Genomic DNA, 15,547 nt, shown 5'->3' with positions numbered 1-15,547 from the left:
TTTAAGTCAATAAGTTCACAAAAATGGCTAAGTGATGGGAGAGCATGTTCAAGAGTGGATTCTAAATGTTCAGATAAAGACATAAAAAAATGAGCGTATTTACATACACTCATTTTTACTACATTTTTCTAATATTTGCTTAACTGACTGGCATTACTCAACTGAGGGCTTTTTGTTGTGCGTTTATAAGACTTCATCAATCAGGTTTTCAATCGCATCAGGGCGAGAATTCTGCTGCTGATTTTGCGCTGGTTGTTGCGGCTGTGCCGGTTGCTGTGGCTGAGGCTGCATTGGTGGTGGAGTCGCCTCATCCGGAATCAGGATTTCCTCACCCGGCAAATCATCAAAATCATGCTGCGGTGCAGGCACGACCGGTGCCGGCGCAGGACGATACAGCGGACGGGCCAATGGCGGTGATGAACGATAGCGCTGCTGCAACTCCTGGTCCATGCTGTCATTGCTGGCACTATCGCGGCTTAGCTGGTTGCCTTTACGGTCCAGACTGACCCAGGCTTCCGGTGTACCTTGCAGGGCTTTACCCATAAACTCGGTCCAGATCGGCAGGGCTGCGACACCGCCATATTCACGACGACCCAAAGTCGTTGGCTGGTCAAAACCGACCCAGGAAATGGTCACCAGTTTACCATTAAAGCCAGCGAACCAGGCATCTTTGGCATCGTTGGTGGTTCCGGTTTTTCCACCAATATCATTACGGCCAATACGCAGGGCAGCGCGTCCGGTACCATACTGAATCACATCACGTAGAATATTGGCCATATCATAGGCCGAGCTGGATTTTAAAATACGCTGTGCCTGACGATACTGGCTGCGTTCAATCTTGTTGGCTGGCGCTGCATCTGCGGTCTGAATCGACTGATTGGTGACTTTAATCACTTCATCATCTGGCGTTTTTACTTCAGCTGTTTCAGGATTTTTTTCATCTTCACTGATACAGGCAATGCAGGCATATTCAGGATTGGCCTGATAGATGGTTTTGCCATACGCATCTTCAATACGCTGAATAAAATGCGGTTGTACCCGATAACCGCCATTGGCAAAGGTGGCATAGCCGGTGGCCATTTGCACCGGCAGCACCTGTGGCGTACCTAAGGCGATGGTGTAGTTACGCGGAATCTGGTCTTCCTGCAAGCCAAAATCCATAAATAGTTGGCGGGTACGGTCCAGACCGACGGTTTGAAGTAAGCGGACTGAAACGGTATTTCGAGATAAATACAGCGCACGGCGTAAAGGAATCATGCCCAGATAGCGGCCATCCGAGTTACGCGGCGACCATTTGCCAATGGTAATTGGGCTGTCATTGAGCATGGTATGCGGAGTCATGCCGCGTTCCAGTGCCAGCGCATAGACAAAGGGTTTAATGGTTGAACCCGGTTGACGCCAGCCTTGCAAGGCACGGTTAAAGGTCGATTGATAAAAGTTATAACCGCCGACAATGGCTTCAATCGCGCCATTGTTTGGGTTAATTGCAATCAGCTGCCCCTGAACTTTGGGAACTTGCACCAGTGACCAGGAACTTTTGTTCTGGTTGGGGCGTAAACGGACAATATCGTTAACTTTGACAATTTGAGCTGCCCGGTTTGGTGCTGCGCCAACACTATTGGCATTGCGATAGGGACGCGCCCAGGACATGCCAGACCACGGGACAGTGACGGTAGAACCATCCTGCATCAGGGCTTCAAAAGAATTGTTCAGGACTTTGGTGACTTGTGCGGGATAGGTGTTGGCAAAGGCACGAAAGTCACTCAGTGGCTGGTCATGCGCTTCGGCACCGCGCCAGCCATGACGGCGGTCATATGCTTCTAGACCATTTTGCACCGCCTGCTCGGCATAAGCCTGACGTTTACTGTCAATGGTGGTGTAAACCTTATAACCAGAATCAACCGCCTGCTTGCCGAATTTTTTGACCAGTTCAGCTCGGACCATTTCCCCAACATAGGGGTGAATATTACTGATACTGCGATCCGGCATATCCAGGTTAATTGGCTCGGCAATCCCACCCTGATATTCATTCTGGTTGATATAACCGAGTTGCAGCATCCGGCCCAGAATCCAGTTGCGACGTTCTAAGGCACGTTCCGGATTGACCACTGGATTGTAACGTGATGGCGCTTTTGGCAGACCAGCAATCATCGCCATTTGCGCAATACTCAGTTCTTCCAAGCTTTTGTTATAGTAAATTTTGGCTGCTGCCGCGATCCCGTAAGCATTTTTACCGAGAAAGATTTTATTGACATACAGGGTCAGAATTTCTTCTTTGGACAGGTTCTGTTCAATTTTTCGGGCTAGAAAAATTTCAGTCAGTTTGCGTCTTAAAGTGCGTTCCGGGCTTAAATAATAGTTCTTGGCCACCTGCATGGTAATGGTCGAGCCACCGGTTTGCACATTAGAACCGGTCACCGCTTCACTCACCGCACGGCCTAGGCCTTTAAAGCTGATGCCGCTATGTTCGAAAAAGGCCGAATCTTCAGCCGCTAAAAAGGCATAGATAAACTTTTCGGGAATCTGGTTGTACTCGACAGGTACAGAAAGTTTGCCACCATACTCTGCAATTAACTGATTATCCGTGCTATAAACTTGTAAAGGCTTCAAAAGAGGCGCTTTTTTTAGAGTGGTCATTTCCGGCAAAGATGGGGCAATATAGAGATACATGCCATAAAAACCCATCGGAATGGAAACTAACACAATAATTATGAGCAAAAAAAATGGATGAACACGGCCCGAACAAGATAGCTTTTTCATAACAAGTAAGTTTTAATAAGAGCTAATGGCAAACTAATTGCTGGTCAGTATAGCCTTTACCCATACGGATTGTTAGATGAGTTATTGTATCCGTACAAAAATATAGACCACAAAGCAACTTAGTGAATGGCATTTTTTTTGGGGATAAAAAAATAATAGGAAAAACTTATTGTGCGCAGGTTATATCGTAAACCGAGTAAGGGGTTAATAGGTGTAGATATTAGTTCTACTTCTGTTAAGTTATTGGAGCTCTCTGTAAAGAATGATCGTTACTGGGTGGAAAGTTACGCCTTGGTACCGCTCCCAGAGGGCAGTGTGGTTGAGAAAAATATTCTGAATCCTGAAGCTGTAGGGGATGCGCTCGAGCGTGCCTTTAATTTGGCCAATACACCGACAACAGCTGCCGCTTTAGCGATTCCAACCTCAATGGTAATTAGCAAGACCATTGAGATGGATGCCGATATGACGGATGATGAACGTGAAGTTCAAATCCGGATGGATGCAGAGCAATATATTCCTTTCCCATTAGATGAAGTTAGCCTGGACTTTGAGGTACTGCCTGATCGTCTGGCCAATCCAAACCGGGTCAATGTCTTGCTGGTGGCGACACGACTGGAAAATGTCGAGAGCCGTTGTGAAGCGATTGAACTGGCCGGTTTAACCCCAAAAGTGGCAGATGTTGAAAGCTTTGCCATTGAAAATGCCTTTAAAGTCTTCGCCGATACCTTGCCGATGGGGGTAAATACCATTGGTGTGTTAGACATTGGTCATACTATGACCACGCTGTCGGTACTCAAAGACAATAAAATTATCTATACCCGCGAGCAGGTCTTTGGTGGCAAGCAGCTGACCCAGGAAATCCAGAACCGTTATGGTCTGTCCTTTGAAGAAGCCGGCCGCGCCAAGAAAAGCCGTACCTTGCCAGATGATTATGATGTTGAAGTGTTGGAGCCATTCCTTGAGGCGGTGGTACAGCAGGCGGCACGTTCGCTGCAGTTCTTCTTCTCTTCATCGCAGTTTAATGAAATTGACCATATTCTGCTGGCCGGTGGGAATGCCAATATTCCAGGCCTGGCCAAGCTACTACAGCAAAAACTGGGTTACCGCGTCACCATTGCCAATCCGTTTTTACAGATGGGTTTCTCCTCCAAAATTGATATTAAAAGAATTGAAAGCGATGCCTCTTCATTGATGGTGGCATGTGGCTTGGCATTGAGGAGTTTTGATTAATGGCAAAAATTAACTTACTCCCTTGGCGTGATGAGCTAAGAGAAAAACGAAAAAAAGAATTTATTGCGGTTTGTATTGGGGCTGCATTAATTGGGGTGCTGGCCGTCACGCTGGCATGGTTCTATTACAACCATAAACTGCAGGATCAGGAACAGGCCAATCAGCTGGTGATCAGTACCAACCAAAATCTGGATGTACAGTTAAAGTCGCTGGAAGGTCTGCAAGAGCAGCGTAATGCCATTGTCGAGCGCATGAAGCTGATTCAGGGTCTGCAAAGTCAGCGTCCGGTCGCGGTACGTTTGGTCGATGAGCTGGTCCGCATTACCCCAAGTAGCATGTATTTGACCAAAGTGGCCCGTATTGGCAATAAATTTACCTTTGAAGGCAAGGCCGAAAGTCCAAACACGGTAGCAGAGTTCCTGCGTAATCTGGAAGCATCGCCATGGTATCGTAACGCCTTCATGAATTCTTTCTTGGCCGTTGAAGAAAATAAAAACAAGGCACCAAGTTCGGTTGTTCCACGGGTAGAAGAAAGCTATGGCAGCTTCGTGGTAACGGCAGATTTGGATGAAATTGCACTTCCAGGCACAGCACCTGCGTCTGGTACTCAAGCAACAGCGGGGGCAGTACAATGAGTCTCGATCAATATGAAGAAATGAATCAGGATCCTGTTGCTGCGCCAAAGAAAAAAATGACGCTGGATAAATTCCTGCAGCAATGGAATACCTTAGATCCGAATAACTATGGCAGCTGGCCGTTTTCCGTCAAGCTGACCATCTGGATCTTTATCATTATTTTAATTGCCTTCCTGGGCTATTTCCTGGCCATCAAGCCGAAGCTGGATGCAATTTCCAATGCGCGTGCACAAGAGCAGAACCTGCTGAATGAGTTTCGTGAAAAAGATTCCAAACTGCGTAATTTGCAGCAATATCAGGCGCAGTTACAGGAAATGGAAGCCAACTTTAACCAGCAGCTACAACAGTTGCCAAAAGAAACCGAAATTCCAGGTCTGGTTGAAGATGTCAACGTTACGGGCGTGAACTCAGGCTTAAGATTTAAAAATATCCGTCTGGAAAATGAAATCAAGCAAGAGTTCTTTATCGAGCAGCCAATTTCGATTGAAGCCACCGGTGATTATCATGCGTTTGGTTCTTTTGTGAGCGGTACAGCCGCTTTACCGCGAATTGTGACCATGCATGATTTCACTATTACTGCCGGTGAAAACAAGGAAAAGAAAACCGATATTCCACAAATTACCTATGTCGCGAAAGCCAAGACCTATCGCTATGTCGGGAATACCGATGCACAGGCCGGGAATAGCACGACTCCAGCCACAGGAGCAGCACAATGATGAAATTTGAAAAACTTTCGTTGGTTCTGGTGTTGGGCCTACTGGCTGCAGGCTGTGATTCACGTATTGATGCCGTGAATGCACAAATGGCAGAAATCCGTAATCAGCCGCCGTTGCCGATTGAGCCGGCACCGACTTTTGAGCCAGCACCTGTATTTAACTATGCAGCACATCAGCTGAAAAGCCCGTTTATGCCAAGTTCTCTGGCGGCCGAGCTAAAGATTATGGCGGGTAAACGGGTTTATCCAAACCTGTCGCGCCAGTTGCAGCCTTTAGAAAGCTATGCACTGGAAACCTTAAGTATGAAAGGCAGTATGCGCGGGCAACGCGGCGAGATTCTGGCCCTGATTCAAACTCCAGATGGTGAAATTGAACGGATTCAGCGCGGCAGCTATATGGGCTTGAATCATGGTCGGGTCATCAATATCACACCGACACAAATTGACTTAATTGAGATTATTCCAGATGGTCGCGAAGGGTATGTTGAACGTCCAAGAAGTCTAGTACTGATTGGGCCGGCGCCATAAATTAAAGGAATAAAAATGAATAATACTGTGAAAGATTTTATTTTTGGGGATGGCATTACAATGAACAATTTGTTCCGTCAGTTTTCAATGGGCGCTGTTGCGATGGCCGTCATGCAAGTGGCCAATGCGCAGGTCAGCATTACCAATATTGTACCAATGCAAATTCCAGGACAAGGTACTGAAATTCGTGTCATGTTCAATGGCTTGCCACCTCAGCCTGCAGCCTATCAGCTTGAGCAGCCATCACGTTTGGTGCTGGATTTTGATAAAGCCCAGCAGACCTTAAAACAGGCCAGCATTCCGGTTGCGACTCGGGAAGCCAGCTCGGTTGATGTCAGTTCCGATGCCCAGCGTGCACGTTTAACGGTTAATCTGGCTGAAGCGGGTGCTTTTACTACCCGTGTTGAAGGCAATACTTTTATTCTTAAAGTTAACAGCACTCAGGCAGCCGTAACGCCAGTGACGGTACAGCAGACGGCTCAAGGTGTATCGAATATCGGCTTTCAGCGTGGTGCAGAAGGGGAAGGTCAGGTAGTAATTGACCTGGCAGGCAGCAATACCCCGGTCGATGTGCAACAGCAAGGCAGTAAAATTATTGTCCGTACTTTGGGCAATAAAATTCCTGCGCATCTGGCACGCCGTTTAAATGTCAATGATTTTGCCACGCCGGTATCTACCATTGATGCGCAAAATGATGGTGGCAATGGGGTAATTACTATTCAGTCTGCCGGAAGCTATGAATATATGGCGTATCAGGCAGAAAATAAACTGACCATTAGCCTGAAACGTCCTGTAGATAAGAACCCGTTCAAACCGCGTGCAGCACAAAGCTATACCGGTAAAAAGATTTCTTTAGATTTCCAGGATATTGAAGTGCGTCGTGTGCTGCAGTTACTGGCTGATTTTACCGGAATTAACATGGTTGCCGCCGATACGGTACAAGGCAATATCACCTTACGTCTCAAAGATGTGCCGTGGGATCAGGCACTAGATATTATTTTAAAAACCAAAAATCTGGATAAACGCCGTAATGGCAATGTGATCTGGATTGCACCCGTCGCAGAACTAATCAAGGCTGAAGAAGAAGAAGCCAAAGCGATTGCACAAAGCGTCAAGCTGGCGCCGTTGCAAACCGAATATATTCAGTTAAATTATGCCAAGGCTGCTGATATCGAGAAACTGATTACTGATGGTAAAAACGCATCCAATTCTCGAGGTGGCACAAATTCGGGTTCAGGGGCAGATCCACTCGGTGATAGTGTCGGTAGTCTGCTCAGTCCACGTGGTACGGTGTCAGTCGATCCACGAACCAACACCCTGATTATTAATGATACTGCACAAAAAATTGACCAGATCCGCGGCATGATTGACTTGCTGGATGTGTCGGTGAAACAGGTGATGATTGAAGCGCGTATTGTGCGTGCCACCACCGACTTTACTAAAGAGATGGGGGTCAAGTGGGGCATCCTGTCACAAGGGATCATGAATAATAACCATCTTCTGGTCGGTGGTAGTGATACCACACTGTGGAATTTACGTGAGCCGGAATTTGATGACGAGCGTGGTGGTTATACCTATGAAATTGAACGTCCACAAAACTTGAATGTCGATTTGGGGGTCACCAGCCCAGGTGCGAGCCGGATTGCTTTTGGTCTCATCAGCCTGTCTGACTTTATGCTGGATTTAGAACTGTCTGCCCTACAAGCTGATGGTTATGGTGAAGTGATTTCGACACCGAAAGTACTGACTGCTGATAAGCAACAGGCCAAAGTGGCTTCAGGTACGCAGATTCCGTATCAGTCTGCTGAAGGAGGCGGTGTCAATGCGGTATCCACCACAGAGTTTATTGATGCAACTTTAAGTCTGGATGTTACGCCAAGCATTACCCCGGATGGTAAAGTGCAGATGAACCTGAATATCACCAGTGATAGTCCGGGAGCACCAACGCCGACCGGTCAGCTGACCATTAACAAAAACTCGATCAATACCAATGTACTGGTCGATAATGGTGAAACCGTCGTACTCGGTGGTATTTTTGAGCAGCAGACAGCCAATCAGCAAACCAAAGTGCCATTCCTGGGGGATATTCCGTATTTAGGCCGTTTATTCCGTAAAGATATTAAATCGGACAATAAACGTGAGTTGCTGATTTTTGTGACACCACGAATTGTTAATGACAGTGTTTCAAGAAATCATTAATATATTTTCAATTTAACAAAATAAATAGGTGACTCCTTGCCAAGCAAAGAGTTTAACGCCCTGCCAAATATCTATTTGGTGGGGCCGATGGGGGCCGGAAAAACCACGGTAGGGCGACATTTGGCAGAGCTGCTCGGACGTGAGTTCCTAGACAGCGATCATGAAATCGAGCGTCGTACCGGGGCCACCATTCCCTGGATTTTTGAAAAAGAAGGGGAAAGCGGTTTCCGTAACCGTGAAACCACCGTCATTGACGAGCTGACCTCTCGTACTCAACTGGTTCTTGCCACCGGCGGCGGTGCAGTCACCCAGGCCCCGAATCGTGAATTCCTCAAACAGCGTGGTATTGTGGTGTATCTGTATACCCCGGTGGAAATCCAGCTGCAACGTACCTACCGCGATAAAAACCGTCCTCTCCTTCAAGTTGAAAATCCTGAACAGAAACTGAAAGATTTGCTTGCAGTACGCGATCCATTATATCGTGAGGTGGCGCATCATATTATTGAAACCAATCAGGGTGCAGCCCGTGATCTGGCACAAAAAATCCTGAATGTGATCGTGGCGAAAAAATCAATTTAATTGAGTACAGTGTTTTAAAACCATGCAAACCTTATATGTTGAACTCGGCGATCGCCGTTACCCGATTTTTATTGGCAGTGATTTAAATCCTCAGACCTTACTGGAGCCTTATATTCAAGGCAAGCAGGTCATGATTGTGAGCAACAGTACCGTAGCGCCTTTGTATTTAAAGCACTATCAAACTGCCATAGAAGCACTGGGTAAACAGGTGGCAACATGTATTTTGCCCGATGGTGAAAAATACAAGGATATTCAGCATCTCAATCTGATTTTTGATGCCCTGCTAGAGGCCGGTTTTAACCGCGATTGTACCGTGCTGGCACTCGGCGGCGGTGTGATTGGTGATATGGCCGGTTTTGCCTCAGCCTGTTTCCAGCGCGGCGTGTATTTTATTCAGGTACCGACCACCTTGCTGTCTCAGGTCGACTCCAGTGTGGGTGGGAAAACCGGGATTAACCATCCGCTAGGTAAAAACATGATTGGTGCCTTCCAGCAACCGCAAGTGGTGCTGGCCGATATGTCACAGCTAAAAACCTTGCCCGATCGTGAACTGTCTGCCGGTCTGGCCGAAGTGATTAAATATGCACTGCTGGGTGATATTGAGTTTCTGGACTGGCTAGAACAGCATATGGATGCCTTGGTGGCGCGTGATCCGGTTTTACTGGCAGAAGCGGTGTACCGTTCTTGCGCGCACAAAGCCCGTATTGTCGCCAATGATGAAAAAGAGCAGGGCGAACGCGCATTGCTGAATTTGGGTCATACCTTTGGTCATGCCATCGAGTCTTATCTCGGTTATGGCGAATGGCTGCATGGTGAAGCGGTTGCGACCGGCATGGTGATGGCTGCCGATTTATCGCATCGGATGGGCTGGATTTCTGCAGACGATGTTGAGCGTACAAAAAGAATCATTTCTCGTGCCCAATTGCCGATAGTATGTCCTAAAATTCCGTTGGATGATTTTCTCGGTTTTATGGCCCATGACAAAAAAGTGCTGAATGGCCAGTTGCGACTGGTATTAATGCAGCGTCTGGGACAGGCCATCATTACCCGGAAATTTGATCCGGAATTAATGAAACAGTCTATTCTTGCGCATCAGGCAGCATAAATAAGGGATCCCATGGCAGCAGCATCACAAAGCGTCAAACAACGTGTTCAGAATTCCATCTGGTTGGTGTGTGGTGCGCTGTGTCTGCTGCTGGCGATTATCTTCTGGGCCATTACCGATCGTGATGAGCTGGTTGAAGTCGAAAAAGCCCCGGAATCAGAAGTTGAATTACAGATTCAGCCGGCAAAAGTCGCGGCAACCGCGCATTTGGGTGCCCTGATCGACGAAGTCAAACCGCTGGAACAAACCAAGCGTTTAACCGCTTCCGGTTTGCATGAGCCTGAATTTCGCGGCACCAAATTTATCTCCGAGCAGCGTAAAAACCAGACCATTGAGCTGTTTCGCGTGAGCGAAGAGGATATTATCAAGGGCTTTCTGAAAAAACAGGCTGATCGCCAGAATTTTCTTTATATTCGCTTGAGTGGTGAAAACCGCGCCGAGCAATATGTGTTGCTGTATGGCAATTATAAAAATACCAGTCAGGCGCGAAGCGCTTTAGAACAGCTGGCGCTGCAATTGCCTGCATCGGTCAAACCGGTGGTAACCAGCTTTATGGACTATCTACCGTTTGTGAATGACCTGGGTGCAGAGGAAGTGAGCCTAAACAATAAACTTTATGAAGTGGCTTTAAAGCCAGCTGCGCTGCCGAAAATTGATGAAAGTCTGCTGGCTGCACCAAAACAGAGCGCAACCAGTCCGCAACGCTCCACTACAACCACCACCGTAACCCGCCGTGATCAGGACGGAAACGTGGTGGATGTGCAAAAATCACAAAGTGGTGTTGCTCCACCTGCACCAGCATCGAATAACACCACCACAGAACAAGAAATTAGCGATCCTTTCAATTAAACTGCCGTTCTAAAATAGCGCAGGCTGGTGTATAAAAATAAAGATATGCACAAAAACAGTGCGTATAAAATAAGCGAAACTTCCCTGAAAGCGCACCGCTCTCACTGAAACTTGCCCAAATTAAGTCATTTAAAAATAGCACAATAAAGTTGGCATCATTTTTGCATTATTGGGGCATCAATTGAGTTAATGTCCCTATTTTGGAGCAAGAAAGATTCAATGATTGTGCGAAATCGTCAAATGTTTATGCTTGATTTAAGTGCGTAAAGGCAGTCACGGTTTTCCTCAGCTTGTCATCTTGATCACTCAAGATCAAAGCCAGGAGAAATGAACTTGCTCAACATGGATCTTAAGCTAAGTCAGTCGGACCAGGTCGCAAAAGAAAGTAGATTGTTAATGCCCAGCAAGGGCGCGTTGAAAGAAGGGTACGCTATGCACATGCCATCGCCTAATACTGTAGCTCCCGCTCAAGGTTTATACCAACCGGATGAGTTTAAAGATAACTGTGGTTTCGGTTTAATCGCCCATATGCAGGGTGATGCAAGCCATGATCTCGTCAAGACCGCCATTCATAGTTTGAGTTGTATGACCCACCGTGGTGGTATTGCCGCAGATGGCAAGACGGGCGATGGTTGCGGTCTATTGCTTGCCATGCCAAAGCAGTTCTTCCGTGAAGAAGCCAAACGCTTAAGTGACATTACCTTAAGTGAAGTGTTTGCTGTGGGCACCATTTTCCTGAGCCTCGATCCGGCCTTAGCTGCGCATGCCAAACAGACGTTAACCAAAGAAATTGAAGCAGAAGGCTGTAAAGTCATTGCCTGGCGTGTAGTGCCAACCAATAACGATGCTTTAGGTTCAATTGCCATGCAGTCTTTGCCTGCATTTGAACAGGTCATCGTGAACTGCCCGATTGGCGTGACTGAAGTTGAATTTAACCGTAAATTATTTTTGGCGCGTCGCCGTGCCGAACAGCAACTCAGCAATGATCCGTATTTCTATGTGACCACGTTATGTTCAACTGTGATCAGCTATAAAGGTCTGATGATGCCAGCTGCGATTGCTGACTTCTATACCGACCTGGCTGATGAGCGTTTAGCGTCCCATATTGTGGTGTTCCACCAGCGTTTCTCGACCAATACCTTGCCACGCTGGCCGCTGGCGCAGCCGTTCCGTTATCTGGCACACAATGGTGAAATCAACACCATTACTGCAAACCGTAACTGGGCGCTGGCACGTACCCCTAAATTTGAAAACCCGTTATTGCCGGGCTTAACCGAGCTGAATCCAATTGTGAACCGTACCGGTTCGGATTCATCCAGCCTGGACAATATGCTGGAAATTCTGGTGGGTGGTGGTATGGACCTGTTCCGTGCGCTACGTATGCTGGTACCACCAGCCTGGCAAAACGTGGAAACCCTGGATGCAGACCTGCGTGCCTTCTATGAATTTAACTCGAAACACATGGAAGCCTGGGATGGTCCGGCAGGTCTGGTGATTCAGGATGGCCGTCATGCCATCTGTATGTTAGACCGTAACGGTTTACGTCCGGCACGCTGGGTCATCACCAAAAATGGTTACATCACCCTGGCTTCTGAAATTGGCGTCTGGGGTTATGAGCCGGAAGATGTGGTGTCAAAAGGCCGTGTTGGTCCGGGCCAGATTCTGGTGGTGGATACCATGACCGGCAAAGTGCTGGATACCAGTGATGTAAACCAGCACCTGAAAAAAATGCGTCCTTATCGTGAATGGTTACGTGAAAATTCAATTCGCGTTCAAGGCAGCCCGGAATTAGAAGAATATTTATGTGATCAGGGCTTAAAAGGCGATGGCCTGAAAGCGGCACAGAAAATGTTTATGGTCACTTTTGAAGAGCGTGACCAGTTGCTGCGTCCAATTGCAGAAAGCGGTCAGGAAGCGGTCGGCTCGATGGGCGATGATACCCCAATGGCCGTCTTGTCACGTCAGGTGCGCCATGTATCGGATTATTTCCGTCAGCAGTTTGCGCAGGTCACCAACCCACCAATCGACCCGTTACGTGAATCGATTGTGATGTCACTGGAAACCTGTCTGGGCCGTGAGCAAAACGTATTTGAACAGGGGCCGGAACATGCTGATCGTCTGATCATTTCCAGCCCGGTGCTGTCAAACTCGAAAATGCACCAGATTCGTACTTTAGGACGTAAAGGCTATGAAATTGCCGATATCGACCTGAACTATGCTGAAACAGAAGGTCTGGAGGCAGCAATCACGCGTATTTGCGAGCAGTCTGCGCAAGCGATTCGTGATGGCAAAACCTTGCTGGTACTTTCCGACAAGAAAATCCGTGAAGGCTATCTGCCGGCCAATGCGGTGATGGTGACGGGTGCGGTGCATCACCACCTGATTAATACTGGTTTACGTACCGATGCCAACCTGATTGTGGAAACCGGTTTTGCCCGCGATCCGCATCAATTTGCAGTGTTGCTTGGTTTTGGTGCCACCGCGATCTATCCATATCTGGCTTATGATGTGATCAATGATCTGGTGGCTAAAGGTGAATTGCTCGGTGATCCGGTCTATGCACAATCGAACTTCCGTAAAGGGATTGAAAAAGGCCTGCTGAAAGTCCTGTCAAAAATGGGTATTTCAACTGTTGCTTCGTATCGTGGTGGTCAGCTGTTTGAAGCGGTTGGTTTATCTGCCGAAGTGGTGAATACCTGCTTTAGCGGTGTACCAAGCCGTATTCAGGGCGCGACTTTTGTTGATCTGGAAAATGACCAGAAAAAACTGGCCGATACCGCGTGGAAAGCGCGTAAGCCAATTGATCAGGGCGGTTTGCTGAAATTCGTATTTGGCAAGGAATATCATGCCTTTAACCCGGATGTGATCAACTCCTTACACAAGGCGGTACGTTCAGGCAATTATGCCGATTTCAAAGAATACGCCGAGATTGTGAATAAGCGTCCAATCGCGACCATTCGTGATTTATTCAAACTGAAAACAGACAATTCGATTGCACTGGAACAGGTGGAATCAGTTGAAGAGATTTTACCGCGCTTCGACTCAGCCGGGATGTCTTTAGGTGCCTTATCACCTGAAGCGCACGAAGCGATTGCAATTGCCATGAACACGATTGGTGGTCGTTCAAACTCGGGTGAGGGCGGTGAAGATCCAGCGCGTTACGGTACGATTCGTAACTCGAAAATCAAACAAATTGCATCGGGCCGTTTTGGTGTGACGCCTGCGTATTTAACCTCTGCAGAAGTCCTCCAGATTAAAGTCGCGCAAGGTGCAAAACCAGGTGAAGGTGGCCAGTTGCCGGGCGGTAAAGTCAACGGACTCATTGCGCGTTTACGTTACTCTGTACCGGGCGTAACCTTAATTTCGCCGCCGCCGCATCACGACATTTACTCAATTGAAGATTTATCACAGTTGATCTTCGATTTAAAACAGGTGAACCCACAGGCGATGGTGTCGGTGAAACTTGTTTCTGAGCCAGGTGTCGGTACGATTGCGGCCGGTGTTGCGAAAGCGTATGCCGATTTCATTACCATTTCTGGTTATGATGGCGGTACAGCGGCTTCGCCACTTTCTTCTATTCACCATGCCGGTTCTCCGTGGGAGCTCGGTCTGTCTGAAGCGCATCAGGCACTGCGCATAAATGACCTGCGTGGTAAAGTTCGCGTGCAAACCGATGGTGGTTTAAAAACCGGTCTGGACGTGGTGAAAGCGGCTATCCTCGGTGCAGAAAGCTTCGGTTTTGGTTCTACCCCAATGATTGCTTTAGGTTGTAAATACCTGCGCATTTGTCACCTGAACAACTGTGCAACAGGTGTAGCAACGCAGCAGGATCACTTGCGTCAGGAACACTATATCGGTGAGCCGCAAATGCTGATCAACTTCTTCACCTTTATTGCTGAAGAAACCCGTGAATGGCTGGCGGCACTGGGTGTATCCAGTCTGAAAGATCTGATTGGTCGTACCGACTTGCTGGAAATCCTGCCGGGTGAAACCGACAAGCATGCACATCTGGATTTAAGTGCCTTGCTGGAATCACATCCTGCGGCGGAAGGGAAGGCGCAGTACTGTGAAGTACAAGGCAATGAGCCGTTCGATAAAGGCGTATTGGCCGAGCAGATGGTTAGCGAGATGCTGCCAGCCATTGAAGCCGGTACAGGTGGTGAATTTAATTACACCATTGGCAACTGTGACCGTTCAATCGGTGCGCGTATTTCCGGTGAAATTGCCCGCCGTTATGGCAACCTCGGTATGGAAGCCCATCCGGTGAAAATGAACCTGACCGGTACCGCAGGTCAATCGCTGGGTGTCTGGAATGCTGGTGGTTTACACATCAAGCTGGAAGGCGATGCTAACGATTACGTCGGTAAAGGTATGGCCGGTGGTCGTCTGTCGATCTTCCCGCCAAAAGGTTCACCGTTCCAGACCCAGAATACCGCGATTATTGGGAACACCTGTCTGTACGGTGCCACTGGCGGTAAACTGTTTGCAGCCGGAACTGCAGGTGAGCGTTTCGCGGTGCGTAACTCGGGTGCCTTTGCTGTGATTGAAGGCGCAGGCGATCACTGCTGTGAATATATGACCGGTGGTATCGTAACGGTACTGGGTAAAGTCGGACACAACTTTGGTGCCGGGATGACAGGTGGTTTTGCTTATGTACTTGATTTGGACAACGACTTCGTTGACCATTACAACCATGAGCTGATCGAGTTAAACCGTATTTCTACAGAGTCGATGGAAGAACACAAAGAGTTCTTGTCACGTATCTTAGATGAGCATATTCAAGAAACGGGTAGTGCCTGGGCGTACAAGATCCGCCATGAGTTTGATTACTACAGCCGCAAGTTCTGGCTGGTAAAACCAAAAGCAGCCAACTTGCTGACTTTGTTAAAGACAACTCAAGCTGATCCTCAATAATTCCACGACTGCAGAAATGAAGCCAGATGCAAG

Annotated in this window: 10 protein-coding genes; 9 read left to right on the top strand and 1 reads right to left on the bottom strand. The window is 47.8% G+C overall.

Annotated elements, in window-relative coordinates; all coding sequences use genetic code 11:
- Positions 1-183 precede the first annotated feature (183 nt).
- Positions 184-2,760 (bottom strand): penicillin-binding protein PBP1a, encoded by a 2,577-nt coding sequence (gene ponA, locus FTU50_RS10150; protein WP_180046957.1) that lies wholly within the window; start codon positions 2,758-2,760, stop codon positions 184-186.
- A 171-nt stretch (positions 2,761-2,931) separates the two neighbouring features.
- On the opposite strand from ponA, the gene FTU50_RS10145 reads away from it, so the two are divergent.
- From FTU50_RS10145 to gltB, 9 genes are all read left to right on the top strand, one after another.
- Entirely contained in the window at positions 2,932-3,990 is a 1,059-nt protein-coding gene (locus tag FTU50_RS10145) for a pilus assembly protein PilM (RefSeq protein ID WP_005180518.1), read from the top strand.
- Positions 3,990-4,625: a PilN domain-containing protein gene (locus FTU50_RS10140; RefSeq protein ID WP_180069744.1), complete on the top strand. Its 636-nt coding sequence runs from the start codon at positions 3,990-3,992 to the stop codon at positions 4,623-4,625. Before FTU50_RS10145 ends, FTU50_RS10140 begins: the two co-directional genes overlap by 1 nt.
- Positions 4,622-5,341 carry a type 4a pilus biogenesis protein PilO gene (locus FTU50_RS10135; RefSeq protein WP_005180513.1) on the top strand — a complete coding sequence of 240 codons (720 nt, stop codon included), beginning with the start codon at positions 4,622-4,624 and terminating at the stop codon, positions 5,339-5,341. The genes FTU50_RS10140 and FTU50_RS10135 overlap by 4 nt, the downstream gene beginning before the upstream one ends.
- Positions 5,341-5,868, top strand: a complete 528-nt coding sequence (locus tag FTU50_RS10130) for a pilus assembly protein PilP (protein WP_045795346.1) — start codon at positions 5,341-5,343, stop codon at positions 5,866-5,868. Before FTU50_RS10135 ends, FTU50_RS10130 begins: the two co-directional genes overlap by 1 nt.
- 60 nt (positions 5,869-5,928) lie before the next feature.
- Positions 5,929-8,067, top strand: coding sequence for a type IV pilus secretin PilQ (locus FTU50_RS10125; protein WP_180069746.1), 2,139 nt, complete (start codon positions 5,929-5,931; stop codon positions 8,065-8,067).
- Positions 8,068-8,103: 36 nt separating this feature from the next.
- Entirely contained in the window at positions 8,104-8,646 is a 543-nt protein-coding gene (aroK, locus tag FTU50_RS10120) for a shikimate kinase AroK (RefSeq protein ID WP_016658449.1), read from the top strand.
- A 22-nt stretch (positions 8,647-8,668) separates the two neighbouring features.
- Positions 8,669-9,751: a 3-dehydroquinate synthase gene (aroB, locus tag FTU50_RS10115; RefSeq protein ID WP_180069742.1), complete on the top strand. Its 1,083-nt coding sequence runs from the start codon at positions 8,669-8,671 to the stop codon at positions 9,749-9,751.
- 12 nt (positions 9,752-9,763) lie between these two features.
- Entirely contained in the window at positions 9,764-10,600 is an 837-nt protein-coding gene (locus tag FTU50_RS10110) for a hypothetical protein (RefSeq protein WP_104472445.1), read from the top strand.
- Between the two features lie 438 nt (positions 10,601-11,038).
- Entirely contained in the window at positions 11,039-15,514 is a 4,476-nt protein-coding gene (gene gltB, locus FTU50_RS10105) for a glutamate synthase large subunit (RefSeq protein WP_180069741.1), read from the top strand.
- The last annotated feature ends 33 nt before the right edge of the window (positions 15,515-15,547 follow it).

The organism is Acinetobacter sp. YH12112 (assembly GCF_013418945.1).
In the GTDB taxonomy this organism is placed as follows: domain Bacteria; phylum Pseudomonadota; class Gammaproteobacteria; order Pseudomonadales; family Moraxellaceae; genus Acinetobacter; species Acinetobacter indicus.
The sequence above is the reverse complement of the archived record's forward strand: the minus strand, read 5'-3'. Positions and strand labels throughout refer to the sequence as shown.

Bases quoted from the DNA above. Each gene is read 5' to 3' on its own strand.
- ponA (WP_180046957.1), bottom strand. From the start codon at position 2,760: ATGAAAAAGCTATCTTGTTCGGGCCGTGTTCATCCATTTTTTTTGCTC.
- FTU50_RS10140 (WP_180069744.1), top strand. From the start codon at position 3,990: ATGGCAAAAATTAACTTACTCCCTTGGCGTGATGAGCTAAGAGAAAAA.
- FTU50_RS10135 (WP_005180513.1), top strand. From the start codon at position 4,622: ATGAGTCTCGATCAATATGAAGAAATGAATCAGGATCCTGTTGCTGCG.
- FTU50_RS10130 (WP_045795346.1), top strand. From the start codon at position 5,341: ATGAAATTTGAAAAACTTTCGTTGGTTCTGGTGTTGGGCCTACTGGCT.
- FTU50_RS10125 (WP_180069746.1), top strand. From the start codon at position 5,929: ATGAACAATTTGTTCCGTCAGTTTTCAATGGGCGCTGTTGCGATGGCC.
- aroB (WP_180069742.1), top strand. From the start codon at position 8,669: ATGCAAACCTTATATGTTGAACTCGGCGATCGCCGTTACCCGATTTTT.
- FTU50_RS10110 (WP_104472445.1), top strand. From the start codon at position 9,764: ATGGCAGCAGCATCACAAAGCGTCAAACAACGTGTTCAGAATTCCATC.
- gltB (WP_180069741.1), top strand. From the start codon at position 11,039: ATGCCATCGCCTAATACTGTAGCTCCCGCTCAAGGTTTATACCAACCG.